Consider the following 24,074-nt stretch of genomic DNA (forward strand, 5'->3'; position numbering starts at 1 on the left):
CCTCGCACCTGCCACTGACAACGCGCCCGCCGCCCGCCGTCAAATGATCTTGATTGGTCGGCTCTGCCCCCAAAAATGCCTGACAGGTGCTCTGCGGATGATCGAATGCCGTCCGCTTGAGATCGGTCACGTACGGGCGGCGGCAACCAAGGGACCGGGTCGCGCGTCTTTCCTTCGAACGTGGTGCGGAGGCGGCACTACAGTTGGGTCCGACTGGGACCGACCGGTTCTGCGACAGTGGGTCCGAACAGCCAGCAAGCAACTAGGAGCGCATGACGTGCGGCCGGTAGGCAGCAAGTACCTCCTCGAGGAGCCCCTCGGCCGCGGTGCCACGGGCACCGTCTGGCGGGCCCGCCAGCGCGAGACCGCGGGCGCCGAGGCGGCCGTGGCCGGGCAGCCCGGCGAGACCGTCGCGATCAAGGTCCTCAAGGAGGAGCTCGCGAGCGACGCCGACATCGTGATGCGCTTCCTGCGCGAGCGTTCCGTCCTGCTCCGGCTCACCCACCCCAACATCGTCCGGGTCCGCGACCTGGTCGTCGAGGGCGAGCTGCTCGCCCTGGTCATGGACCTCGTCGACGGCCCCGACCTCCACCGCTACCTGCGCGAGAACGGGCCGCTCACCCCGGTCGCCGCGGCCCTGCTCACCGCGCAGATCGCCGACGCGCTCGCGGCGAGCCACGCCGACGGCGTCGTCCACCGCGACCTGAAGCCGGCCAACGTCCTGCTGAAGCAGACCGGCGGCGAGATGCACCCGATGCTCACCGACTTCGGCATCGCCCGCCTCGCCGACTCGCCCGGCCTCACCCGCACCCACGAGTTCGTCGGCACGCCCGCGTACGTCGCGCCGGAGTCCGCCGAGGGCCGCCCGCAGACCTCCGCCGTCGACGTGTACGGCGCCGGCATCCTGCTGTACGAGCTGGTCACCGGCCGTCCCCCGTTCGGCGGGGGATCGGCCCTCGAGGTGCTGCACCAGCACCTGAGCGCCGAACCGCGCCGCCCCTCCACCGTCCCCGACCCGCTGTGGACGGTCATCGAGCGCTGCCTGCGCAAGAACCCGGACGAACGCCCCAGCGCCGAGAACCTCGCCCGCGGACTGCGCGTCGTCGCCGAGGGCATCGGCGTGCACGCGAACAGCGCGCAGATCGGCGCCGCCGAGGGCGTCGGCGCGCTCCTCGCCCCCGACCCGGCACCCGCGCAGGTTCCCGGCGTCCCCGGCGTCCCCGACGGCGCCTACGACCCGAACGGCGCGACCAGCGTCCTGCCGCACACCGGGGGCCCGGCCGGCGCCGCCGACCCCACGACCGTCCTCCCGAGCACCGGCGCGCCCGACCCGACCGCCGTCATGCCGCCGGTCCCCCCGGGGCAGCCGGGGCAGCCGGGACAGGGCGGGCCCGAGGACCCGCACCCCTGGCAGAACCAGCTGCGCGCCGCCCGCGACCGCAACGAGCAGACGCAGGTCCAGTACCTGGACCCGAACCAGGACCCGCTGCGCCGCCGCCCCCAGCGGCAGGTCTCCCGCCCGCAGCAGCCGCGCCAGGCCCCGCCGCCCCAGCAGCCGGGCTACGGCTATCCGCAGCAGCCCCAGCGCTACGCCACCCCGCAACCCCAGCAGCCGCAGCGGCCCCAGCCGCAGCGCTACGCCCCGCCGCCCGTGCCCGAGCCGCAGCAGCCCCGGCGCGAGCCGAGGGCGCCCCGGCAGCGCAGTGCCAACCCCATGCGCATCCCGGGCCTCGGCTGCCTCAAGGGCTGCCTGGTCACGCTCGTCATCCTGTTCGTGGCCGGCTGGCTGGTCTGGGAGCTGAGCCCGCTGCAGGACTGGATCGGCACCGGCAAGGGCTACTGGGACCAGCTCAGCGACTGGTTCACCACCGTGACCGGCTGGATCGGGGACCTGGGCGGCTCCAGCGGAAGCTGAGTCCGGAGACTTGTCGACATCTGGAGGGTGATTTCCGCCTCCGCCGTGAAGGCCGGCTCCTGCAACGCGTACTTTTAGGCGCAACACGCGTCGGTAGGAGCAGTCTTGGCACGGAAGATCGGCAGCCGGTACACCGCCCATCAGATCCTCGGGCGGGGCAGCGCCGGCACGGTGTGGCTGGGCGAGGGTCCCGACGGACCCGTCGCGATCAAGCTGCTGCGCGAGGACCTGGCGTCCGACCAGGAGCTGGTCTCCCGCTTCGTGCAGGAGCGCACCGCCCTGCTCGGCCTCGAACACCCGCACGTCGTCTCCGTGCGCGACCTCGTCGTGGACGGCAACGACCTCGCGCTGGTGATGGACCTGGTCCGGGGCACGGACCTGCGCACCCGCCTGGACCGGGAGCGGCGCCTGGCGCCCGAGGCCGCGGTGGCCGTCGTCGCGGACGTCGCCGACGGACTGGCCGCCGCGCACGCCGCCGGGGTCGTGCACCGCGACGTGAAGCCCGAGAACGTGCTCCTCGACATGCAGGGCCCGCTCGGCCCCGGCGGCGCGCACCCCGCCCTGCTGACGGACTTCGGGGTCGCCAAGCTCATCGACACCCCGCGGCGCACCCGCGCCACGAAGATCATCGGTACCCCGGACTACCTGGCCCCGGAGATCGTCGAGGGCCTGCCCCCGCGCGCTGCGGTCGACATCTACGCGCTGGCCACCGTGCTGTACGAGCTGCTGGCCGGCTTCACGCCGTTCGGCGGCGGCCACCCCGGCGCGGTGCTGCGCCGCCACGTGACCGAGACCGTCGTCCCGCTCCCCGGCATCCCCGACGAGCTGTGGCAGCTCCTCGTCCAGTGCCTCGCCAAGGCCCCGGCGTCCCGGCTGCGCGCCTCCGAGCTGAGCGCCCGGCTGCGCGAACTGCTGCCGCTGCTCGCCGGAATGGCCCCGCTCGACGTGGACGAGCCCGACGCCGAGCAGGACGAGGACACGCCGTCCGAGGACCCCGCGGCCGCCTCCGCGTCCTCGGGAGAGCCGGTACGGCGCCGGGGAGCGGTGCCTCTGGTGCCGGGGGCCAAACCGGCCGACTCCAACCGGGACACCCACACGTCGATGCGCGTACCGGCCCCGGACGAGCTGGCCGGCGGCGCCCGCGGCACCGCCCGCGCCCCGCGCGCGGCCGGCGCCCCGCGCCCCGGATCGGCCCGCAACCGCGCCACCGCGAGGCGCCGCCGGATCGCACTGGGCACCGGCGCGGTCGCCCTGGTGGCGGCGATCGGAGTCGGTACGTGGCTGGCCACGGGCGGTGACGACGGGGACACCGGACCCCAGGACACACGGAACTCGGCACCGGCCTCTCCCTGAGCCCCGGACCAGCACCGGCGGTCCGCACCCGCACCCGCCGGGCGTGGACCGCCGGCCGGAGCCGTTACGCTGGATGCGTGGCAGTCGTCGATGTATCCGAAGAGCTGAAGTCCCTCTCCTCGACCATGGAGTCGATCGAGGCCGTCCTGGACCTCGACAAGTTGAGGGCAGACGTCGCCGTGCTCGAGGAGCAGGCGGCCGCGCCCTCCCTGTGGGACGACCCGGAGGCGGCGCAGAAGATCACGAGCAAGCTCTCGCACCTCCAGGCCGAGGTGCGGAAGGCCGAGGCCCTGCGCGGCCGGATCGACGATCTCGGCGTGCTCTTCGAGATGGCCGAGGAGGAGGACGACCCGGACACCCGCGCCGAGGCCGAGTCCGAGCTCGCGGCCGTCCGCAAGGCGCTGGACGAGATGGAGGTCCGCACCCTGCTCTCGGGCGAGTACGACGCGCGCGAGGCACTCGTGAACATCCGGGCGGAGGCGGGCGGCGTGGACGCCGCCGACTTCGCCGAGAAGCTCCAGCGCATGTACCTGCGCTGGGCCGAGCAGCACGGCTACAAGACCGAGGTCTACGAGACGTCGTACGCGGAAGAGGCCGGCATCAAGTCGACCACCTTCGCCGTGCAGTCGCCGTACGCCTACGGCACCCTCTCCGTCGAGCAGGGCACGCACCGGCTGGTGCGCATTTCGCCCTTCGACAACCAGGGGCGCCGCCAGACCTCCTTCGCGGGCGTCGAGATCCTCCCCGTGGTCGAGCAGACCGACCACATCGAGATCGACGAGTCCGAGCTGCGGGTCGACGTGTACCGGTCCTCCGGTCCCGGCGGCCAGGGCGTCAACACCACCGACTCGGCGGTGCGCCTCACCCACCTCCCCACCGGCATCGTCGTCTCCTGTCAGAACGAGCGCTCCCAGATCCAGAACAAGGCCACCGCCATGAACGTCCTCCAGGCCAAGCTCCTGGAGCGGCGCCGCCAGGAGGAGCAGGCCAAGATGGACGCCCTCAAGGGCGACGGGGGCAACTCCTGGGGCAACCAGATGCGTTCGTACGTGCTGCACCCGTACCAGATGGTCAAGGACCTGCGCACGGAGCACGAAGTGGGCAACCCCGAGGCCGTGTTCAACGGCGAGATCGACGGTTTCCTGGAGGCCGGCATTCGCTGGCGCAAGCAGCAGGAGAAGTAGCGCGACGCGAAGTCGCCGCTTTGTCGACAAGGCAACTGCCGCCCCATCGGCGGCAGTTGCCTTTTCCCGGTCCGCCGTTCGCCGGTGATGTCTGGGTTTTACATCACACTCACACCCTTTGTGTCCGGCATAAGTCCCGTACGGGGACATCGCGTACGCAATGGCCTTGACGTTGCTTTGAACATTCGGAATGGTGAGGCGCGGCATGCGTATTTCTGGGGCGCATGTGAACCGGGGGGCTTGAGTACGCACAGCTACCCCCGTCGATCACGGCCCCCGAGTGCGGCCTCACCTACTGATCGGCTACTGGGGGTAGCAACCACATGACGAAGAAGACGCGCATCCGTGTCGCGCGTATAGCGGCCGGCGCCGTGATCGCGGCCGGCGCCTCGCTGACCGCCGCGGGTGCCGCATCGGCGCTCGAGATCGGCGTCAGCGCCGGCACCAGCGACAGCGGTATCGGTCTCGGCCTGAGCGTCACGGGTGACGACGACGACCCCGACCCGTGCGACATCGGCACCGGTCCCGACTGCGAAACCGAGGAGCCTCCGACCGAGGAGCCTCCCACGGAGGAGCCCCCCACCGAGGAGCCTCCGACCGAAGAGCCTCCCACGGAGGAGCCCCCCACCGAGGAGCCTCCCACGGAGGAGCCTCCGACCGAGGAGCCTCCGACGTCCGACCCCAGTGTCCCGGCTGAGCCGACCCCGGACCCGACGGACGCTGCGGGCAACGGCGGTGGCGGCAACAACACCGACCCGAACGGCGGCAGCAACGACAACGTCGCTCAGGAGCAGGGTTCCTCCGCGCTGACCGACACCGGCGAGCAGGCTCCGGCCTCCGACACCGCTGCCCAGGGCAACGGCAAGGAGCTCGCCGAGACCGGCGCCGCGGAGACCACGTTCCTGCTGGTCGGCGCCGCGACGATGATCGCCGGCGGCATCGGCTTCCGCTTCCTGCCGCGTCTGATGAACGGCCGCGGCGGCGCTGCCGCCTGACGGTAGCCGTCCGCGTACGCACCGCTCACGCGGTGTGCGTACACGAAGGGGCCCGGAGCGCAACCGCTCCGGGCCCCTTCGTGTCTTCTCCGTGTCTTCTTGCGTCTTCTCGCGCTCTCGGCCCCGCGCCCCGACCGCGCGCCCCGGCGGGCCTCAGGGCCGCTCCAGGACCGTCAGGCGGTCTGCTGGGCCAGCAGGGCCACCGCGGCGATCAGCACCGCCAGCAAGGCGATCAGCGCCATCGGGTTCAGCCCCGCGAAGAAGTTGCTCTCCTGCTGCAACCGCTCGCGGTTGGCCCGGCACACCGGGCACCTGCCCTCGCTCACGGGCGCCGCGCAGTTCGCGCACACCAACCGGTCGTACGTCATGCGCTCGCCCTCCTTGCCACCGGCTCCGTCCGGAACAACGTCCGCGACGGCGCGAACGTTCCCCTTCCACTGTGCCAGGTTCCGCGAGGCCCCGCGCGCCCTCCTGCGGGGACAAAACGTGCAACTGATACGCAACCCCGACCGGTGACTGCGGTCGGCTCCCCGGTTCGCGTATGGTCACGCACATCTACCCCCGGCGACCCGTGGTGCATCCGTGATCCGATTCGACAACGTCTCCAAGGTCTACCCCAAACAGAGCCACCCAGCCCTCAGGGACGTCTCCCTGGAGGTCGAGAAGGGCGAGTTCGTCTTCCTCGTGGGATCCTCCGGCTCCGGAAAGTCCACCTTCCTGCGGCTGATCCTCCGCGAGGAGCGGTGCAGCCACGGTCAGGTGCACGTGCTGGGCAAGGACCTCGCCCGCCTGTCCAACTGGAAGGTGCCGCAGATGCGGCGCCAGCTGGGGACGGTCTTCCAGGACTTCCGCCTGCTGCCGAACAAGACGGTCGGCGAGAACGTCGCCTTCGCCCAGGAGGTCATCGGCAAGTCCCGCGGCGAGATCCGCAAGTCCGTGCCGCAGGTGCTCGACCTCGTCGGGCTCGGCGGCAAGGAGGACCGCAGGCCGGGCGAGCTGTCCGGCGGTGAGCAGCAGCGCGTCGCCATCGCCCGCGCCTTCGTCAACCGGCCCAAGCTGCTGATCGCCGACGAGCCCACGGGCAACCTGGACCCGCAGACCTCCGTCGGCATCATGAAGCTGCTCGACCGCATCAACCGGACGGGCACCACCGTGGTGATGGCCACGCACGACCAGAACATCGTGGACCAGATGCGCAAGCGCGTCATCGAGCTGGAGAAGGGCCGCCTCGTCCGGGACCAGGCACGCGGTGTCTACGGCTACCAGCACTGACGACGAGGAACGAAAGGCTTAACGAGACGCCATGCGCGCCCAGTTCGTAGTCTCGGAGATCGGTGTCGGTCTTCGCCGCAATCTCACGATGACCTTCGCGGTCATCGTCTCGGTCGCCCTGTCACTGGCCCTGTTCGGCGGCTCCCTGCTGATGAGCGACCAGGTCAACACCATGAAGGGCTACTGGTACGACAAGGTCAACGTCTCCGTCTTCCTCTGCAACAAGAGCGACGCGGAGTCCGACCCCAACTGCGCCAAGGGCGCGGTGACCGAGGACCAGAAGAAGCAGATCATGGCCGACCTCGACGAGATGACCGTCGTCGACAAGGTGACGTACGAGTCCCAGGACGAGGCGTACAAGCACTACAAGGAGCAGTTCGGCGACTCGCCGCTGGCCAGCTCCCTCACGCCGGACCAGATGCAGGAGTCGTACCGGATCAAGCTCAAGGACCCGGAGAAGTACCAGGTCATCGCGACCGCCTTCGACGGCCGTGAGGGCGTGCAGTCCGTGCAGGACCAGAAGGGCATCCTGGACAACCTCTTCGGCCTCCTCAACGGCATGAACTGGGCGGCCCGCGCGGTGATGGCCCTCATGCTGGTCGTCGCGCTGATGCTGATCGTCAACACCGTGCGCGTCTCGGCGTTCAGCCGGCGCCGCGAGACCGGCATCATGCGCCTCGTGGGCGCCTCGGGCTTCTACATCCAGGCGCCGTTCATCATGGAGGCGGCGGTCGCCGGTCTCATCGGCGGCGGTGTCGCCTGCGGCTTCCTGGTGATCGCCAGGTACTTCATCATCGACCACGGACTCGCCCTGTCCGAGAAGCTGAACCTGATCAACTTCATCGGCTGGGACGCCGTCCTGACGAAGCTGCCGCTCATCCTGGCCACGAGTCTGCTGATGCCCGCGTTGGCCGCGTTCTTCGCGCTGCGCAAGTACCTGAAGGTGTGACACATCCCAAGGGGGTCGCACGGTCAAGCGACCGTGCGGCCCTTGTGCGTTGTCCTAGACTCACCGGCATGTCAGGTCGTGACCTGTTCTGTCAGCCCCGTCGCGCACGCCACGGGGCCGCCCTGACCTTGGTGTTCGCGAGCGTGCTCGTCGCGGGCGCGGCCAGCGGCTCGCTCCCCGGGACCGACCGGAAGTCCGAGCCCGGCGCGGCCCGTTCGGCGGCCCCGGCCGGACCGCAGGCGCGGAACGACGACGTCGCCCGCGCGGCGGCCGAGGCGATGGCCGACGGCAAGTCCCCGGTGGAGGCCGCCGAACGCGCGGTCAGCCGCAGCGGGGACCGCTGGGGATCCGTCTACTCCCAGGGCGAGTACGAGGAGTTGGAGGACGCCCTCGACGGCCGGTACACCGGCGTCGGACTCTCCGCGCGCCGCGAGCGCGACGGACGCATCGAGGTGACCCGGGTGCGCTCCGGCTCGCCCGCCGCCGACGCCGGCATCCGCCGGGGCGACCGGCTGCGCAGTGTCGACGGCGAGCGGGTCGACGGGCGGCCCGTCACCGAGGTCGTCTCCATACTGCGCGGCGACGCCGAGCGCGAGCCCGCCGGCACCGCGGTCCGGCTGGGCCTGGAGCGGGGCACGCGCGCGTGGACCGAGACCCTGCGGCGTGCCCGGCTGTCCACGGACCCGGTGACCGTCCGCAGGCCCGCCGAGGGTCTCACCGTCGTCAAGGTCACCTCCTTCAGCAAGGGCGTCGGCGGGCAGGTGCGCGAGGCCGTGGCGCGGGTGCCGTCCGGCGTCGGCGTCGTCCTCGACCTGCGCGGCAACTCCGGCGGTCTGGTCACCGAGGCCGTGACCGCCGCCTCCGCCTTCCTCGACGGCGGCCTGGTCGCCACGTACGACGTCGACGGCGACCAGCGGGCCCTGCACGCCGATCCGGGCGGCGACACCGCCCGCCCCCTGGTCGCGCTCGTCGACGGCGGCACGATGAGCGCGGCCGAGCTCCTCACCGGCGCCCTCCAGGACCGCGGCCGGGCGGTCGTCCTGGGCTCGCGCACCTTCGGCAAGGGCTCGGTGCAGATGCCGAGCCGGCTGCCCGGCGGCTCGGTGGCCGAGCTGACCGTCGGCCACTACCGCACCCCCTCCGGGCGCGGCGTCGACGGTACGGGCATCACGCCCGACCTGGAGGTCGACCCGGCGGACCCGGCCGCCCTGGACCGGGCCCGGACGGTGCTGAGCGGACTGGGACGCCAGGCGCAGGACCCCGCGTAATCGGCTTTCCGCAGGACCCCTCCGTAGTGCCAAAATGGACCGCACTATGGCTAAGGAAAAAGGGCGCAAGCTGATCGCGCAGAACAAGAAGGCGCGGCACGACTACCAGATCCTCGACACCTACGAGGCCGGCCTCGTGCTGTCGGGCACCGAGGTGAAGTCGCTGCGCCAGGGGCGGGCCTCGCTGGCCGACGGGTTCGTGCAGCTGGACGGGCACGAGGCGTGGCTGCACAACGTGCACGTGCCGGAGTACAGCCAGGGCACCTGGACCAACCACAGCGCGCGCCGCAAGCGGAAGCTGCTGCTGCACCGCGTGGAGATCGACAAGCTGGAGTCGAAGTCCCAGGAGACGGGGCACACCATCGTCCCGCTGGCGCTCTACTTCAAGGACGGCCGGGCCAAGGTCGAGATCGCGCTGGCGCGCGGCAAGAAGGAGTACGACAAGCGGCAGACCCTCCGGGAGAAGCAGGACCGCCGTGAGGCGGAGCGGACGATCTCGGCGATCCGCCGCAAGCAGCGGGCCTGAGCCGGGGGAATAGGCTGGCACGCGTACGCGTTGGTCACGTACGATGGCATCTGCACCCCACAGCGGGTGCGCGCCCCCTCTTCGGAGGGTTTGAAAAATCAACATGGGGATGATCGGTTTCGACAGCGGCTGTCGAAGCAGGGGAAGCGTGTCGAGGAAGCGGCCATGATCTCGTAAACCACAGGCCGAAAAAAATAATCGCCAACACCAAGCGCGATTCCTCCCAGCAGGCCTTCGCCCTCGCTGCCTGATCTCAGGTAGCGAAGCGAGCCTCCTACTAAGGGAGTGTCAGCCCGGGGCTGTTCCCGACCCGGATCCTGGCATCAGCTAGGGGACTAAACCTTGATCCCGGTCACGGGGTGAAGAGGGAAACCAAACAGTGACTGGGCCCGTCGGAGACTTGTTCGCGTGATCTCCGGGGCCGAGAAAATCGAAGCGAACTGCACACGGAGAAGCCCTGATTCCGCACCGTTGGACGCGGGTTCGATTCCCGCCATCTCCACATTCCCAGGAAACCCCTGGGCCCCCGGACACGTCCGGGGGCCCAGGGGTTTTCCGTGTTCACGAGGTCCGGCGGGGCGGCAGCAGGGTCAGGAGGAGGGCCGTCGCGGCCGCGGTGACCGGGACGGTGTAGGCGGCGGTGGGGGAGACGTGCTCCACCGTCCAGCCGCCCACCGCGCTGCCGCAGGCGATGCCGCCGAGCAGCCCGGTCGCTGCCAGGGTCATGCCCTCGTTCAGGCGCCCCTCCGGGGTGCGGTGCTGGACCAGGGTCATGGTGGTGACCATGGTCGGGGCCGTCGCCATCCCGCCGACCAGGAGCGTGAGCGCCAGCAGGGGCAGCGAGCCGCTGAGCGAGGCCGCGAGCAGGGGCAGTGTCAGCAGGACCGTCATCGCGGCCACGCACCAGGGCAGACGGTGCTCGGCCGGCCCGGTCGGCCGGACGGCGCCGTACAGCAGCCCCGCCGCACAGGACCCGGCCGCCTGAAGGGCGAGGACGGTGCCGGCCGCCGCGCGGTGTCCCTGTGCGTCCGCGAACGCGATGGTGACGACCTCCATGGCCCCGAAGATCCCGCCCATCGCCAGGCACACCACCAGGAGCGGCGGGATACCCGGGGCCCGGACGGGCGACTTCGCCGTAGGCCGCGGGCGGGCCGGCGGCTCGGTCGAGCGCTGGGCGGCGAACAGCAGCATGCCGGCCACCAGCAGCACCACGCCCACCAGCGTCCCCGCCTCCGGGAACAATGCGGTGCACAGGAACGCCGCGAGGACCGGACCCAGCATGAAGCACAGCTCGTCCGTGGCCTGCTCGAAGGAGTTCGCGGTGTGCAGCGCGTCGGCGTCGCCCTTCAGCAGGTGGGTCCAGCGGGCACGGGCCATGCCGCCGGTGTTGGGCGTCGTCGCGGTGGCGGCGTACGCGGCGAACAGGGTCCAGGCGGGCGCCTCGTACCGCACGCACAGCAGCAGGGCGACGGAGCCCAGCGCGGCGAACAGGGTGGCGGGCACGGCCACCCGGGCCTGCCCGTACCGGTCCACGAGCCGTGCCGTCCACGGGGCGACCAGCGCCGTCGCCGCCAGCCCCGTCGCGGTGACGGCGCCGGCGAGGGCGTACGAACCACGGGTGGCGGCGATCATCACGACCGCGCTCACGCTGAACATGCCCATGGGCAGCCGGGCGACGAGGTTCCCGACCGTGAAGCCCCGGGCTCCGGGCGTGGACAGGAGGCGCCGGTACGGGCCGGGCGGCCGGCGCCGGGTACGGGGGCGGAAGTCGGCCGCGACCAGGGCGTCCGCGGTGACGGACAGGAAGAGGGCGGGCTGAGCGGGACGGGGCGGGCGCGCTGGGGTCGGTGTCGGCATGCGTCCACCGTCGCCCGGAGGTGATCGCGGGGTCCAACACCTTCTCCGTCGCCATTCACGCAGCAGCGTTGTAAGTTCGCCGGATGCCCGCACCCGCCTCCGTCGATCCCCGTCTCCTGCGCGCCTTCGTCGCCGTCGCCGAGGAACTGCACTTCACCCGCGCCGCCGCCCGGCTCTACCTCGCCCAGCAGGCGCTCAGCCGGGACGTGAGGCGCCTGGAGCGGGAGCTGGGCGTCGAGCTGTTCGTCCGTACCACCCGGCAGGTGACGTTGACGGCCGACGGCGAGCGGCTGCTGCCGTACGCGCGCCGGGTCCTCCAGGCACAGGACGACCTGCTGGGCGCCTTCGGCCAGGCCCGCCCGCTGCTCGTCGACCTCAACTCCCCGGGCCTCCTCACCGGCCGTCTGGTACTTGAGCGGGCCCGCGCGCTCGCGCCCGAGCAGGAGCTGATGGCGCGTTACGAGAGCGGACTGACCCACGCCGCCGGTGAACTGATCGCGGGCCGCATCGACGCCTCCTTCGGCCGGTTCGCCGGGCTGCCCCCGGCGTTGCGGGCGGGACTCGGCCACCAGCCGGTGCGTTACGAGCCCATGGCGGTCGTGCTGCCCGAGGACCACCCGCTGGCCCGGCAGGCGCGCGTGCCGCTGTCCGCACTCGCCGGGGAGGACGTGTACGCCGGAGCGGGCAACCCGCGCACGCCGGAGTGGACCGACCTCGCGCACCGCCTGTTCGAGGGGCGCGGCATCCGGGTCGCGCCCCCCGCGCCGCTGGCCGTCGGCGAGGAGGAGTTCCAGCGCATCATGGACAAGACGCGCAATCCCATCCTCGCCGTACAGAGCTTTCCGGCCATGCCCGCGACCGTCGTGCGCCCCCTCGTCGACCCCGTGCCGCTCTCACCGGTGTCGCTCGTCTGGCGAAAGGGACTGAAGCATCCCGCGCTCGACGCGCTGCGCCGGGCGGCGGCCCAGGTCGCGACCGAAAAGGGTTGGCTCGAGGTTCCGGACGAAGGGTGGATTCCGGCCGCCGACGCCGCTGTGATGTCCGTCGACAAGTGACACGTGGCCACCACAGCTCCTCCGCGTGCGCTACATTCTTTGCCTGAGCACGGTGTGATACAGGGGGCGCTCGAACCTGGTGGGGGCCGGTTCGGCCGACGGGTGCTCGGGGTCGTATGCGCACCCGGAAGTGTCCCGTGGGGGGAAGTGCGCGCGCGTGAAGAACTGGCAAAAAGACGCCCAACCGGAGTGGCCCGAGGTCGAGTCCGGGGTTAGTGATCGCTCGGAGGCAGGACGAGATGCTGATGCCACCGAGGTGCTGCCCCCGACCCGGGCCTTTCCGTCGTCCGGGGTCTCCCCGATGAGCGCGGCGGAGTCCGGCGGGGCCGGCCGGTCCGAGTCCGTCCCCTCCGGGTCCACCGGTTCCGGCGGGTCCCAGGGGGCCGCGTCGGGCGCGGGGTGGTTCGGGACGTCCGGTGGGAGCCCGCGCGGCCACGGCGGTCCCGCCGCCGACCGGACGGAGATCCTCGGCTCCCGAATAGCGAGCCACGGCCGCCGCGCACCGGGTCAGGACCCGCTGGCCCAGGGGCGGATAACCTGGGGCAGACCGGACCAGGCCGGGGACCACCCCGGCCAAGCCGCCGCTCCGGGCAGCCAGCCGCACAGCGCCGCGCCGTACAGCGCCGCGCCGAGCCGCGCCGTTCCGGCCGACGCAGCCCCGGGGGCCGCTCCGTTCGGCAACGCTCCCTACGCCTCCCCGGCAGCCGGCCCCGGCTCCTCCCGTGGGGCCCGCGGCTCCGGCCCGGCCCCTGACCGGACGGATGTCCTCCCGGGAGCCGATCCGTTCGGCAACGCTGCCTACGCCTCCCCGGCAGCCGGCCCCGGGTCCTCCCGTGGGGCCCGCGGCTCCGGCCCGGACCCTGACCGGACGGATGTCCTCCCGTCGGCCGGGCCCGCCGCACCGACCCGCGCCTTCCCCGCACCCGCACCCGCTCCCGCGCCGATACCCGCACCCGCGCCCGCCACCGCCGCGCTCCGCGACCCGTGGCAGGAGCTGCCGGACACAGACGGCGACGCGCACACCGGTCCGGGTGCCGCCGAGCACACCCACGACCCGCACGAGGTCACGGTCCAACTCGACGCCGTCCACCTGGGCGACGGCGTGCTGCTGCGCGCCGAGGGCGGGCACCGCAGCCGCCCGGAGCCCTCCGACGGACCCGTCTTCGTCGACGCGTCGGGCCGCCGCAGCCGTCTGTACCGCCGCCTCGGCATCCTGGTCGGCATCGCCTGCGCGGTCTACGCCGTCGTCATCGTCTCCACGCTGCTCTCCGGCAACTCCGACGCGCCCTGGATGCCCGTACCGGGCCAGCAGGAGGGCGCGCCCGCCGGGCAGGTCGACACCACGCCGGTGCCCTCGCAGTCGGCGCAGCCCTCGGGCACCGGTGACGCCGCCCCGCAGGCCAGCCCCTCGGCGGACTCCGGCGCGGCGACCGCACCGGGTGCCGGGGCGCCCGCGTCCGGCGTGACCGGCGGCACCGCGGGACAGCAGCCGGGCACCAGCACCGGTCCCCAGACGTCGTCGTCCGGGAGCGGCCGGACCGCGGGCGGTTCCGGCGCGACCGACCCCGACCCGGCCCAGTCGACGCAGTCGACGCCCTCCGCCCCCACCGGCCCGTCGGCCCCGGCGGGCGGTGGTACCTCCGTCGGCCCGACCGAGCCCACCGGCGGCTCCACCACGGGCACCGACCCCGGCGTGGACGGCACCAACGCCAACGGCGCGGGCGACCCCGACCCCGTCGCGGGTCCGGCCGGCGCGCCCGTCGTGGTCGCCGGCCCGGCCGACACCTCCACGTCCGCTTCCCTGTCCCCGGAGAACACCCTCTGATGGCATCCCGCACCCGCCGTCACGGGGCCGCGCGCAGCGCCCGTGAGGGCTCCCGCCGTCGCCTGCCCTTGCGTCTGCTGCTCCCGCTGCTCGTCCTGGTCGCCCTGGCGGCCATGCTCATGCTGCGCGGATACGTGCACAGCGAGATCCTCGCCGACCACCGGGTCCAGCCGCCCGCCGCCACCACCGACGTACCCGAGAAGATCCTGGACGGCGGCCCGGTCATCGACGTGCGCGGCGGCCGCACCGAAAGCCTGAGCGTGCCCGACCACCGGCTCGTCCTCACCTTCGACGACGGTCCGGACCCGACCTGGACGCCCCGGGTGCTCGACGTGCTGAAGAAGCACGACGCGCACGCGGTCTTCTTCGTCACCGGCACCATGGCCTCCCGCTACCCGGACCTCGTCGAGCGCATGGTCGACGAGGGCCACGAGGTGGGCCTGCACACCTTCAACCACCCCGACCTCTCCTTCCAGTCCAAGAAGCGCATCGACTGGGAGCTGTCGCAGAACCAGCTGGCGATCACCGGCGCGGCCGGGGTGCGCACCTCGCTGTTCCGGCCGCCGTACTCCTCCTTCGCCGACGCCATGGACGACAAGTCCTGGCCGGTCACCGAGTACATCGGCAGCCGCGGCTACATCACCGTCGTCAACAACACCGACAGCGAGGACTGGCAGAAGCCCGGCGTCGACGAGATCATCCGGCGTGCCACACCGCACGGCGGCAAGGGCGCCATCGTCCTGATGCACGACTCCGGCGGCGACCGCCACCAGACCGTGCAGGCCCTGGACAGGTTCCTGCCCGACCTGAAGGCGAAGGGCTACACGTTCGACAACCTCACCGAGGCCCTGGACGCACCCAGCGCCATGACCCCGGTGACCGGCGCCGAACTGTGGAAGGGCAGGGCCTGGGTCTTCCTCGTGCAGGCATCCGAGCACCTCACCGACGTCCTGGTGGTGGGCCTCGCGGTCGTCGGCACCCTGGTGATCGGACGCTTCGTCCTGATGCTGCTCCTGTCCGGCGCCCACGCCCGCCGGGTGCGCCGCAGACGCTTCCGCTGGGGACCGGCGGTGACCGAACCGGTGACGGTACTGGTCCCGGCGTACAACGAGGCCAAGTGCATCGAGAACACGGTGCGTTCCCTCATGGAGAGCGACCACCCGATCGAGGTCATCGTCATCGACGACGGCTCCAGTGACGGCACCGCCCGCATCGTCGAGGGTCTCGGCCTGCCGAACGTCCGGGTGATCCGGCAGCTCAACGCGGGCAAGCCGGCCGCACTCAACCGGGGCCTGGCCAACGCCCGTCACGACATCGTCGTGATGATGGACGGCGACACCGTCTTCGAGCCCTCCACCGTGCGCGAACTCGTCCAGCCCTTCGGCGACCCGAAGGTGGGCGCCGTGGCGGGCAACGCGAAGGTCGGCAACAAGGACAGCCTCATCGGCGCCTGGCAGCACATCGAGTACGTGATGGGCTTCAACCTGGACCGCCGCATGTACGACATCCTCGGCTGCATGCCGACCATCCCCGGCGCGGTCGGCGCCTTCCGCCGCTCCGCCCTGGAGCCCTTCGGCGGCATGAGCGACGACACCCTCGCCGAGGACACCGACGTCACCATGGCGCTGCACCGCGCCGGGTGGCGGGTGGTCTACGCCGAGAACGCCCGCGCCTGGACCGAGGCCCCGGAGTCCGTCAGCCAGCTGTGGTCCCAGCGCTACCGCTGGTCGTACGGCACCATGCAGGCGATCTGGAAGCACCGCCGCGCGGTGATCGAGAAGGGCCCCTCGGGCCGCTTCGGCCGGGTGGGCCTGCCCTTCGTCTCCCTGTTCATGGTCGTGGCCCCGCTGCTCGCCCCGCTCATCGACGTCTTCCTGCTCTACGGCATCGTCTTCGGGCCCACCGAGAAGACGATCGTGGCCTGGCTCGGGGTGCTGGCCATCCAGGCGGTGTGCGCCGCGTACGCCTTCCGGCTCGACCGGGAGAAGCTCACCCCGCTCATCTCGCTGCCCCTCCAGCAGATCCTGTACCGCCAGATCATGTACGTGGTGCTGCTCCAGTCCTGGATCACCGCGCTCACCGGCGGCCGGCTGCGCTGGCAGAAGCTGCGGCGCAGCGGAGGGGTGTCCGCACCGCCGCCCGGCGTCGACGGCGTCCCGTCCCAGCGGCGGTCCGGAGCCATGGACGGGAGGCCGGTCGGATGACCACCCCGCCGTACGACCCGACGCGACCGGTCCCCGCACCCGGTCCGGCCCGTCCCCTCCCGACCACGCCCCTCCCGGCCACACCCTTCCCCAGCACGTCCGTCCCGCCCCGGAGCGCCCCGCACATGACCGCACCACCCCTGCACCCGCCCGTCGGCGCGGACACCGCCGTACCGGTGGTGCCGGAGCAGAAGCAGGCCCGGCGCGGTCCCGTCCGCGACCGCTACTTCGACCTGCTGCGGGCGGTGGCCCTCTTCCGGGTGGTCCTCTACCACCTGATGGGCTGGGCCTGGCTGCCCGTGGTGTTCCCGTCCATGGGCGTGATGTTCGCCCTCGCCGGCAACCTGATGGCCCGCTCCCTGAAGCGTCCGGCCGTCCAGGTCGTCCGCAGCCGCATGCGCCGCCTGCTGCCGCCGCTGTGGCTGCTCGGCGTCGTGGGCGTGACCGGCATGGTGATCCAGGGCTGGGGGCCCGGCGACGACGGGCACCCGGGCTGGTGGTGGTTCCACCTCGTCTACTGGATCCTGCCGCTGAGCGACCCGCCGTTCGCCGAGGGACTGCCGGGCGTCCACGGCATCCTGGGCGAGGACTGGGCCTCGGAACTCGCCGGGCCGCTCTGGTACATCCGCGCCTACCTCTGGTACGTCCTGCTCTCCCCGGTCCTGCTGCGCGCGCTGCGGGCCCTGCCGTGGCTGACGATCCTGGCGCCGCTCGTCCTGTCGGCCGCCTTCCAGTTCGGCTACCTCGAACTGCCGGGCGAGCGCTTCCCGTCGGCACTCACGGACTTCAGCACCTTCGGCGCCTGCTGGATCCTCGGCATGGCCCACCAGGAAGGCATCCTGAAACGGCTGCCGCGCTACGTGGTGCCCTCGGTGGCGCCGGTGATCGCCGCGCTGGGCCTCTGGTACGCCTTCCGGGAAGGCTTCAAGACCGGGTACGACCTGGACTCCATCCCCTTCGCACAGGCCGTCTGGTCCTTCGCGACGGTGCTGCTGCTCCTGCACGTCAGCCCCTCGTGGACCGAGTGGCCGCGCCGGCTGCGCCGCTGGGACCGGCTGATCACCCTGCTCAACTCGCGGGCCGTGACCATCTACCTGTGGCACAACATCTGCATCCTCGTCGCGGCCACGCTCTGGGACCAGCTGTGGGGCTTCGACGTCGTCTACGAGAACGTCCCGTGGCTGCTGGAGAGCCCCTGGCCGGTCCTCGTCATCGCCTGGCTGCTCATCGGGAGCTGCATCGTCTGGTTCGGCTGGATGGAGGACGTGGCGGCCAAGCGCAAACCCCAGCTGTGGCCGGACGGCGGCAAGCGCCCGGCACCGAAGCAGCCCAGGGCCCGCGCCGCCCACCGGGGCTGACGCGCCGCCGGGGCCGCCGGGCACCGGGGCTGACGGCTGTCGGTGCTCCGTGCGAGACTGCCCCGGTTGCGCAAGTGAACACGGTGGCGTGAGCCGGTCAGGGGGAGCGGGCGGGATGAGCAAGCGGCAGACACAGAAGATGCTTCAGCTGATGGCGAGCGGGGAGCCGGTCCAGCTCACCAGCCGGATGTCGTCCGTGAAGAAGCTCGCCAAGCTCGCCTTCGTAGCCCAGCAGTTCGGGTACGAGTACGCCGACGTGCGCCAGAGCGGCGGGAACAACGCCGCGCTCACCATGCTGCTCGTCCCCGACCCCGGCCCGCAGGCCCGCACCCGGGCCGCGCAGAACTGGGCGCAGTACCCGAACGCGGGCGACGGGGTCTCGCTGCCGCCGCTCGTGCCGGACGCCCTCGAACTCCTCAAGGCCCGGATCAACTTCGACCTCACCGGCAAGAACGCCCAGAAGTCGATGGGCTACGGCGCGCTCGGCGGCACCGTCGCCTGTGTGCTCCTCGCCTACCGCGAGGGCGGATCGTCCGACGACTTCGTGCTCTCCGGGATCATCTGGCTGGTCCTCATGGCGGCCCTGGGCATCGGCTTCCTCGTCACCCGCAAGCGCAACGCCAAGTTCGCGGCCCGTTTGCAGGCCGCCGGGTTCGTGCCGATGGCCGACGAGGCGGGGCGGGTGCGCTACCTGCCGCCGGGCGGACAGCTGCCGGGCCACGGCAATCCCTTCGGCGCGGCCCCCGGCGGCTACGGGCAGCCGGCCCCCGGCCCGTACGCTCCCCGGCCGCAGCAGCAGCCCTACGGCGTGCCGCAGCAGACTCCGCAGCCCTACCCGCAGCAGCAGCCGTACGGCGGACCCCAGCAGGCCCCGCAGCCGTACGCGCCGCAGTCCTACCCGCCCCCGCAGGCCCAGCAGCCCTACCCGCCGCAGCAGCCGTACGCGCCCGTACCGGGACAGCAGCAGCCGTACCCGCCGCAGCCCCACGCGCAGCAGAACCCGCACTGGCAGCCCCGGCCCCCGCAGGGCTGACCGCGGCCCTCGCGGGTCCGACCACAGCCCCCGCAGGGCCGACCGCGACCTCTCACCCCCCGTCCGCGCCGGGTGAGAGCAACGTTCCCTCCCGGTCATCCACAGCCCCACCGGCCCGAAACGCGTCCTGCCTAGCGTCGGTCGCACCGAGCTGTGGAGCACCGTGGAGGCGCGATGAAAGCCCGTGGCGGACGCTGGATCGAGTACTGGGATCCCGAGAACGAGACCTTCTGGAGGGAGACGGGGCGGCGAACCGCACGACGGAACCTGCTCTTCTCCGTCCTCTCCGAGCACATCGGGTTCTCCGTGTGGACGATGTGGTCCGTGCTGGTGCTCTTCATGGGTCCGGAGTACGGGCTGTCACCGGCCGACAAGTTCCTGCTGACGTCCGTGGTGACGCTCGTCGGGGCCGTCGTCCGGGTGCCGTACACCTTCGCGGTCGCGGTCTTCGGCGGACGGAACTGGACGATCGTCTCGGCGAGCATGCTGCTGGTCCCGACGCTCGCCGCCTTCGTCGTGATGGAGCCCGGGACGTCCTACTCGACGTTCCTGCTGATCGGGCTGCTGGCCGGGATCGGCGGCGGCAACTTCGCCTCCTCCATGACCAACATCAACGCCTTCTTCCCGCTCCGGGAGAAGGGCTGGGCACTGGGCCTCAACGCCGGCGGGGGGAACGTCGGCGTGCCGGTCATCCAGCTCGTCGCCCTCGCGGTCATCGGGGCCGGCGGCGGGCCGCGGGTGCTGCTCGGCGTCTACATCCCGCTGATCCTCGTGGCCGTCGTCCTCGCCGCCCGTTTCATGGACAACCTCACCACGGTGAAGAACGACACCGGGGCCGCCCGGGACGCGGCCAGGGACGCCCACACCTGGATCATGGCGGTGCTGTATGTCGGCACCTTCGGCTCGTTCATCGGCTACAGCTTCGCCTTCGGACAGGTGCTGACGACCCAGTTCGGGCGGACGCCGCTGCAGGCGGCGTACCTCACGTTCATCGGACCGCTGCTCGGTTCCCTCGTCCGCCCGCTGGGCGGCAGGCTCGCCGACCGGTACGGCGGTTCGCGGATCACCCTGTGGAACTTCGTCGCGATGGCCGTCGCCACCATGATCCTCGTCCTTGCCAGCATGGAGAAGTCACTGGCGCTGTTCGTGACCGTGTTCGTGGCGCTGTTCGTGCTCAGCGGTCTCGGCAACGGCTCGACGTTCAAGATGATCCCGGGCATCTTCCACTCCAAGGCGCTGGCCCGGGGGCTGACCGGCGAGGAGGCGGTGCTGCACGGGCGGCGCCTGTCGGGTGCGTCGATGGGGCTGATCGGTGCGGTGGGAGGCCTGGGAGGCGTCGGGATCAACCTGGCCTTCCGCCAGTCCTTCCTCTCCTCCGGGTCGGGCACCGGTGCCTTCGTGGCCTTCCTGGCCTTCTACGCCGTGTGCATCGTGGTGACGTGGTCCGTATACCTCCGCCGCTCCGCCGCGCGCGGCGGGACACGGGTGGGAGCGGCGAGGACGGAGGCGCAGCTCAGCTATGCCGAGGTGTGACGTAACACTGGTGACATGAAGCGGAACCGAGCCCGTCACGCGGCGTTGGCAGGCTCGGTCGCCACGTGACTGTGCACGTGGGTGTGGACGGAACGGAGCGCGGCGAGCGATGGACGACGTGAGCGACGTGAACGGCGTGGGCGACGTGGAGCGCCCGGGCGACGTGGTGGGCGTGGGCGACGAGGAGCGGCGGCCCGAGCACGGACCGCTGGCCGGGTTCACCGTGGGCGTGACCGCCGCCCGGCGGGCCGACGAACTGGGCGCGCTGCTCCAGCGGCGCGGTGCCGCCGTCCTGCACGCGCCGGCGCTGCGGATCGTGCCGCTCGCCGACGACAGCGAGCTGATGGCCGCGACCAAGCGGATCGTCGACCGGGCGCCGGACGTCGTGGTCGCCACCACCGCCATCGGCTTCCGGGGCTGGATCGAGGCCGCCGACGGCTGGGGGCTCGGTGACGCCCTGCTGGAGCGGCTGCGCACGGTGGAGGTGCTGGCGCGCGGGCCCAAGGTCAAGGGCGCGGTCCGGGCCGCCGGACTGACGGAGCGGTGGTCCCCCGCGTCGGAGTCCATGGCCGAGGTCCTGGACCGGCTCCTGGAGCAGGGCGTGGCGGGCCGCCGGATCGCCGTCCAGCTGCACGGCGAGCCGCTGCCCGGGTTCGTGGAGGCGCTGCGGGAGGGCGGCGCCGAGGTGGTGGGGGTGCCCGTGTACCGGTGGCTGCCGCCGGAGGACCTCACGCCCGTGGACCGGCTGCTGGACGCCGCGGTCTCGCACGGCGTGGACGCCGTGACCTTCACCAGCGCGCCCGCGGCGGTGTCCCTGCTGGGCCGGGCCGAGGAGCGGGGCCTGCTGCCGGAGCTGCTCGCCGCCTTCGGCCACGACGTGCTGCCCGCCTGCGTCGGACCGGTCACCGCGGTGCCGCTCCAGGCGCACGGCGTCGACACGGTCCAGCCCGAACGCTTCCGGCTCGGACCCCTCGTCCAGTCGCTGTGCCGGGAACTGCCGGCCCGCGCCCGTGCCCTGCCGGTCGCCGGGCACCGGCTGGAGATCCGCGGGCACGCCGTACTGGTCGACGGGGACCTGCGGGCCGTGCCGCCGGCCGGCATGTCGCTGCTGCGCGCCCTCGCCCGGCGGCCCGGCTGGGTCGTGCCCCGCGCCGACCTGCTGCGCGCCCTGCCGGGCACCGGCCGCGACGAACACGCCGTCGAGACGGCCATGGCCCGCCTGCGCACCTCCCTCGGCACCCCGAAGCTGATCCAGACGGTGGTGAAACGCGGCTACCGGCTGGCCCTGGACCCGGCGACCGACGCCAAGTACACGGACGAGTGAGGCACTTCACGGGGGTGAGGCCGCGGCCGCTGGGGCCGGGGCGTCGAGTTCGGGTGTGCCGCGACGCGGCTTCGGTGTGCCGCGGCGGCGGCCCGTCGCGGCAGGGACCGCGGACCCCTGCCGCCGCCGCGTCCGGCAGAGGCGGTACGAGGGGTTCCGGGCGCGGGTACGGGCAGGCACTGTAGGGGGAGCGGTTCCCCTGCTCCCCTCTCCGGCCCGCCCCACCGGGCATCCCAAGGCGGTGACAGGAACATGGCACTGGGTACGGCCATCGACCCCTACGAGCTGCGGTTCGACACCGGGCGGATCTGCCTGGACCTCATCGCCACCACCCACCCCGTGGAACGCCTCGGCTCCCTGGACGCGCTGCGCGCCTGGATCGCCGGCTCCGGACTCGTCCCGCCCGGCACCCCGCTGGCCCACGCCGACCCCTCCTGGCTGTCCGGCTTCCGCGAACTGCGCGGCGAGACCGCGCGGTTGCTGCGCTCCCGGCCGGCGCCCCGCACCCGCGCCCACGACCTCGCGCTCGCCCGCGTCAACGAACTCGCCCTCGCCGCACCTCCCGCACCCCGCGCCGTACCCGGTGAGGACGGCGCGCTGGTGCGGGAGCTGACCGGGCCGCCGCGGTGCTCGGCGCTGCTCGGCGCCCTCGCCCGGGACGCGGTGGAACTGCTCACCGACCCCGTCGCACGGGCGAGTCTGCGGCAGTGCGCGGGCGACAACTGCCCCATCCTCTACGTGGACACCTCCCGCGGCCACCGCCGGCGCTGGTGCTCCAGCGAGATCTGCGGCAACCGCGAACGCGTCGCCCGGCACCGCCGCCGCGCCGCTCTGGCCCGGTAAATCCGCCCGCATCCGGTTCGTCCCGCGCGCCGCAGAAATCTTTCGGTCCGCGTTGAACACGCCGCACCCCGGGCCCGTACCGAATGGGCGAGCGACCGACTGGGGGAACCCCCGGACATCGGAGGTGGGCGTGCGCAAGGATTCCGTCGTGGCCAGTGAACGTGGTGCGAGGGCCCGACATCGCATGTCACAGACGTCCTCGGAGCCCGACGAGGAGTTGATGCGCGCGCTGTACCGCGAGCACGCCGGGCCCTTGCTGGCCTATGTGCTGCGGCTGGTCGCGGGGGACCGGCAGCGCGCCGAGGACGTCGTCCAGGAGACGCTCATCCGTGCCTGGAAGAACGCCGGTCAGCTCAACCGTGCGACCGGATCGGTACGCCCCTGGCTGGTGACGGTCGCCCGGCGCATCGTCATCGACGGCCACCGCAGCCGGCAGGCCCGGCCGCAGGAGGTCGATCCGTCGCCGCTGGAGGTCATCCCCGCGGAGGACGAGATCGACAAGGCGCTGTGGCTGATGACGCTGTCGGACGCGCTCGACGACCTGACCCCGGCCCACCGGGAGGTTCTCGTCGAGACGTACTTCAAGGGGCGTACCGTCAATGAGGCGGCGCAGACACTGGGCATACCCAGCGGCACCGTTCGCTCCCGGGTGTTCTACGCCCTGCGTTCGATGAAGCTGGCACTGGAGGAGCGGGGGGTGACGGCGTGATGAGCGGGTACGGGGGCGTTCAGGGTTTCGGCGGGGGATTCGGCCCGGGGGACCCGGGTAATCCTGTCCCCATGGAGGGACCACCGGCGCCGAACGAGCACGAGACCGTCGGCGCCTACGCCCTCGGGATCCTCGACGACGCCGAGGCGACGGCCTTCGAGGCCCACCTCGCCACCTGCGAGTGGTGCGCCCAGCAGCTCGACGAGCTGGCCGGCATGGAGCCGATGATGGCCGCGCTTGCGGACATGCAGGGCACCGGCACGCCCGCGCTCGCGGAGTCGCTCACCGTGAAGCCGAGCGCGCGGCTCTCGGAGAAGCTCGTCGACGAGGTCGCCGAACGCCGCGCGAGCAAGCGCCGCCGCAACTTCTACCTGGTGGGCACCGCGGCCGCGCTGATCATCGGCGGCCCGTTCGCCGCGGTGGCGACCACCGGCGGCTCGGGCGGCGACGACGGCGGCGGCGGCGGACGCAGGACCGAGGCGTCGCAGCAGGCCGCGAGCCCCGCCGAGTCCGCCTTCGCCGCCATGCCGGACCGGGTCACCGCCACCGACCCGGCCACGCAGGTCAGCGCGACCGTGGCACTGGAGAAGAAGGCCTGGGGCACCGAGACGGTGCTGGAGCTGAAGAACCTCAAGGGTCCCCAGAAGTGCTCCCTGGTCGCCGTCGGCAAGAACGGCGAGCGGGAGACCCTGTCCTCCTGGACGGTCCCCGACTGGGGCTACGGCATCCCGGACGCCACCACCGAGAAGGCCAAGAAGCCGCTCTACGTGCACGGCGGCGCCGCCTTCGAGCCCAACCAGATCTCCCACTTCGAGGTCATGACCTTCGACGGGAAGCGACTGGTGGAGGTCGACGCGTGACCCGCCCTGCG

20 protein-coding genes and 1 other RNA gene are annotated in these 24,074 nt (G+C 72.3%); 19 read left to right on the plus strand and 2 right to left on the minus strand.

Features of this window, described 5'->3' with window-relative positions; all coding sequences use genetic code 11:
- Nucleotides 1–277 precede the first annotated feature (277 nt).
- The 4 genes from ACIBCJ_RS05780 to ACIBCJ_RS05795 all read left to right on the plus strand — a co-directional run bounded on the left by ACIBCJ_RS05780 (nucleotide 278) and on the right by ACIBCJ_RS05795 (nucleotide 5,447).
- A complete protein-coding gene (locus ACIBCJ_RS05780; RefSeq protein ID WP_362094252.1) occupies nucleotides 278–1,915 on the plus strand; it encodes a serine/threonine-protein kinase in 1,638 nt (545 codons plus the stop codon).
- A 105-nt stretch (nucleotides 1,916–2,020) separates the two neighbouring features.
- Complete coding sequence (locus ACIBCJ_RS05785) at nucleotides 2,021–3,268, plus strand: serine/threonine-protein kinase (RefSeq protein ID WP_362094255.1); 1,248 nt, start codon at nucleotides 2,021–2,023, stop codon at nucleotides 3,266–3,268.
- 77 nt (nucleotides 3,269–3,345) lie between these two features.
- On the plus strand, nucleotides 3,346–4,452 hold the full coding sequence (prfB, locus tag ACIBCJ_RS05790; protein ID WP_133885420.1) for a peptide chain release factor 2: 1,107 nt from the start codon (nucleotides 3,346–3,348) through the stop codon (nucleotides 4,450–4,452).
- Between the two features lie 323 nt (nucleotides 4,453–4,775).
- Nucleotides 4,776–5,447 carry a hypothetical protein gene (locus ACIBCJ_RS05795; RefSeq protein WP_362094260.1) on the plus strand — a complete coding sequence of 224 codons (672 nt, stop codon included), beginning with the start codon at nucleotides 4,776–4,778 and terminating at the stop codon, nucleotides 5,445–5,447.
- Between the two features lie 173 nt (nucleotides 5,448–5,620).
- On the opposite strand, the gene ACIBCJ_RS05800 is transcribed toward ACIBCJ_RS05795, so the two are convergent.
- The gene (locus ACIBCJ_RS05800) at nucleotides 5,621–5,815 is read right to left on the minus strand and encodes a hypothetical protein (protein WP_133885421.1); all 195 of its coding nucleotides are present in this window, start codon (nucleotides 5,813–5,815) and stop codon (nucleotides 5,621–5,623) included.
- A 214-nt stretch (nucleotides 5,816–6,029) separates the two neighbouring features.
- Between ACIBCJ_RS05800 and ftsE the strand changes: the two genes are divergently transcribed.
- From ftsE to ssrA, 5 genes are all read left to right on the plus strand, one after another.
- On the plus strand, nucleotides 6,030–6,719 hold the full coding sequence (gene ftsE, locus ACIBCJ_RS05805) for a cell division ATP-binding protein FtsE (protein WP_003975843.1): 690 nt from the start codon (nucleotides 6,030–6,032) through the stop codon (nucleotides 6,717–6,719).
- A 31-nt stretch (nucleotides 6,720–6,750) separates the two neighbouring features.
- Complete coding sequence (ftsX, locus tag ACIBCJ_RS05810; protein WP_362094264.1) at nucleotides 6,751–7,668, plus strand: permease-like cell division protein FtsX; 918 nt, start codon at nucleotides 6,751–6,753, stop codon at nucleotides 7,666–7,668.
- 68 nt (nucleotides 7,669–7,736) lie between these two features.
- Complete coding sequence (locus tag ACIBCJ_RS05815; RefSeq protein ID WP_365978953.1) at nucleotides 7,737–8,936, plus strand: S41 family peptidase; 1,200 nt, start codon at nucleotides 7,737–7,739, stop codon at nucleotides 8,934–8,936.
- Between the two features lie 46 nt (nucleotides 8,937–8,982).
- Nucleotides 8,983–9,462: an SsrA-binding protein SmpB gene (gene smpB / locus ACIBCJ_RS05820; protein ID WP_052841735.1), complete on the plus strand. Its 480-nt coding sequence runs from the start codon at nucleotides 8,983–8,985 to the stop codon at nucleotides 9,460–9,462.
- Between the two features lie 105 nt (nucleotides 9,463–9,567).
- Nucleotides 9,568–9,967: a transfer-messenger RNA gene (gene ssrA, locus ACIBCJ_RS05825) on the plus strand.
- A 56-nt stretch (nucleotides 9,968–10,023) separates the two neighbouring features.
- Here ssrA and ACIBCJ_RS05830 read toward each other — a convergent pair.
- Entirely contained in the window at nucleotides 10,024–11,319 is a 1,296-nt protein-coding gene (locus ACIBCJ_RS05830) for an MFS transporter (RefSeq protein WP_365978954.1), read from the minus strand.
- Nucleotides 11,320–11,402: 83 nt separating this feature from the next.
- On the opposite strand from ACIBCJ_RS05830, the gene ACIBCJ_RS05835 reads away from it, so the two are divergent.
- From ACIBCJ_RS05835 to ACIBCJ_RS05880, 10 genes are all read left to right on the plus strand, one after another.
- Nucleotides 11,403–12,374, plus strand: coding sequence for a LysR family transcriptional regulator (locus tag ACIBCJ_RS05835; RefSeq protein ID WP_362094274.1), 972 nt, complete (start codon nucleotides 11,403–11,405; stop codon nucleotides 12,372–12,374).
- A 301-nt stretch (nucleotides 12,375–12,675) separates the two neighbouring features.
- Entirely contained in the window at nucleotides 12,676–14,199 is a 1,524-nt protein-coding gene (locus tag ACIBCJ_RS05840; protein ID WP_365978955.1) for a hypothetical protein, read from the plus strand.
- Nucleotides 14,199–16,403 (plus strand): glycosyltransferase, encoded by a 2,205-nt coding sequence (locus ACIBCJ_RS05845; protein WP_362094280.1) that lies wholly within the window; start codon nucleotides 14,199–14,201, stop codon nucleotides 16,401–16,403. Before ACIBCJ_RS05840 ends, ACIBCJ_RS05845 begins: the two co-directional genes overlap by 1 nt.
- A 125-nt stretch (nucleotides 16,404–16,528) precedes the next feature.
- The gene (locus tag ACIBCJ_RS05850) at nucleotides 16,529–17,761 is read left to right on the plus strand and encodes an acyltransferase (RefSeq protein ID WP_365978956.1); all 1,233 of its coding nucleotides are present in this window, start codon (nucleotides 16,529–16,531) and stop codon (nucleotides 17,759–17,761) included.
- 115 nt (nucleotides 17,762–17,876) lie between these two features.
- Nucleotides 17,877–18,794, plus strand: a complete 918-nt coding sequence (locus ACIBCJ_RS05855; RefSeq protein WP_365978957.1) for a hypothetical protein — start codon at nucleotides 17,877–17,879, stop codon at nucleotides 18,792–18,794.
- Between the two features lie 174 nt (nucleotides 18,795–18,968).
- On the plus strand, nucleotides 18,969–20,327 hold the full coding sequence (locus tag ACIBCJ_RS05860) for a nitrate/nitrite transporter (protein WP_362094289.1): 1,359 nt from the start codon (nucleotides 18,969–18,971) through the stop codon (nucleotides 20,325–20,327).
- A 109-nt stretch (nucleotides 20,328–20,436) separates the two neighbouring features.
- Complete coding sequence (locus ACIBCJ_RS05865; protein WP_399281899.1) at nucleotides 20,437–21,651, plus strand: uroporphyrinogen-III synthase; 1,215 nt, start codon at nucleotides 20,437–20,439, stop codon at nucleotides 21,649–21,651.
- Nucleotides 21,652–21,903: 252 nt separating this feature from the next.
- Nucleotides 21,904–22,494 (plus strand): CGNR zinc finger domain-containing protein, encoded by a 591-nt coding sequence (locus ACIBCJ_RS05870; protein WP_365978958.1) that lies wholly within the window; start codon nucleotides 21,904–21,906, stop codon nucleotides 22,492–22,494.
- Nucleotides 22,495–22,678: 184 nt separating this feature from the next.
- Nucleotides 22,679–23,203, plus strand: coding sequence for a sigma-70 family RNA polymerase sigma factor (locus tag ACIBCJ_RS05875; protein WP_166661591.1), 525 nt, complete (start codon nucleotides 22,679–22,681; stop codon nucleotides 23,201–23,203).
- 71 nt (nucleotides 23,204–23,274) lie between these two features.
- A complete protein-coding gene (locus ACIBCJ_RS05880; protein WP_365978959.1) occupies nucleotides 23,275–24,063 on the plus strand; it encodes a zf-HC2 domain-containing protein in 789 nt (262 codons plus the stop codon).
- The last annotated feature ends 11 nt before the right edge of the window (nucleotides 24,064–24,074 follow it).

The sequence above is a fragment of the Streptomyces sp. NPDC051136 genome, assembly GCF_044455745.1.
GTDB lineage: Bacteria > Actinomycetota > Actinomycetes > Streptomycetales > Streptomycetaceae > Streptomyces.

Excerpts from the sequence above, each read along its gene's own strand:
- ACIBCJ_RS05795 (WP_362094260.1), top strand. The coding sequence starts at position 4,776 with ATGACGAAGAAGACGCGCATCCGTGTCGCGCGTATAGCGGCCGGCGCC.
- ACIBCJ_RS05800 (WP_133885421.1), bottom strand. The coding sequence starts at position 5,815 with ATGACGTACGACCGGTTGGTGTGCGCGAACTGCGCGGCGCCCGTGAGC.
- ftsX (WP_362094264.1), top strand. The coding sequence starts at position 6,751 with ATGCGCGCCCAGTTCGTAGTCTCGGAGATCGGTGTCGGTCTTCGCCGC.
- ACIBCJ_RS05815 (WP_365978953.1), top strand. The coding sequence starts at position 7,737 with ATGTCAGGTCGTGACCTGTTCTGTCAGCCCCGTCGCGCACGCCACGGG.
- smpB (WP_052841735.1), top strand. The coding sequence starts at position 8,983 with ATGGCTAAGGAAAAAGGGCGCAAGCTGATCGCGCAGAACAAGAAGGCG.
- ACIBCJ_RS05830 (WP_365978954.1), bottom strand. The coding sequence starts at position 11,319 with ATGCCGACACCGACCCCAGCGCGCCCGCCCCGTCCCGCTCAGCCCGCC.
- ACIBCJ_RS05835 (WP_362094274.1), top strand. The coding sequence starts at position 11,403 with ATGCCCGCACCCGCCTCCGTCGATCCCCGTCTCCTGCGCGCCTTCGTC.
- ACIBCJ_RS05840 (WP_365978955.1), top strand. The coding sequence starts at position 12,676 with ATGAGCGCGGCGGAGTCCGGCGGGGCCGGCCGGTCCGAGTCCGTCCCC.
- ACIBCJ_RS05845 (WP_362094280.1), top strand. The coding sequence starts at position 14,199 with ATGGCATCCCGCACCCGCCGTCACGGGGCCGCGCGCAGCGCCCGTGAG.
- ACIBCJ_RS05850 (WP_365978956.1), top strand. The coding sequence starts at position 16,529 with ATGACCGCACCACCCCTGCACCCGCCCGTCGGCGCGGACACCGCCGTA.
- ACIBCJ_RS05855 (WP_365978957.1), top strand. The coding sequence starts at position 17,877 with ATGAGCAAGCGGCAGACACAGAAGATGCTTCAGCTGATGGCGAGCGGG.
- ACIBCJ_RS05860 (WP_362094289.1), top strand. The coding sequence starts at position 18,969 with ATGAAAGCCCGTGGCGGACGCTGGATCGAGTACTGGGATCCCGAGAAC.
- ACIBCJ_RS05865 (WP_399281899.1), top strand. The coding sequence starts at position 20,437 with ATGGACGACGTGAGCGACGTGAACGGCGTGGGCGACGTGGAGCGCCCG.
- ACIBCJ_RS05870 (WP_365978958.1), top strand. The coding sequence starts at position 21,904 with ATGGCACTGGGTACGGCCATCGACCCCTACGAGCTGCGGTTCGACACC.
- ACIBCJ_RS05875 (WP_166661591.1), top strand. The coding sequence starts at position 22,679 with ATGTCACAGACGTCCTCGGAGCCCGACGAGGAGTTGATGCGCGCGCTG.
- ACIBCJ_RS05880 (WP_365978959.1), top strand. The coding sequence starts at position 23,275 with ATGGAGGGACCACCGGCGCCGAACGAGCACGAGACCGTCGGCGCCTAC.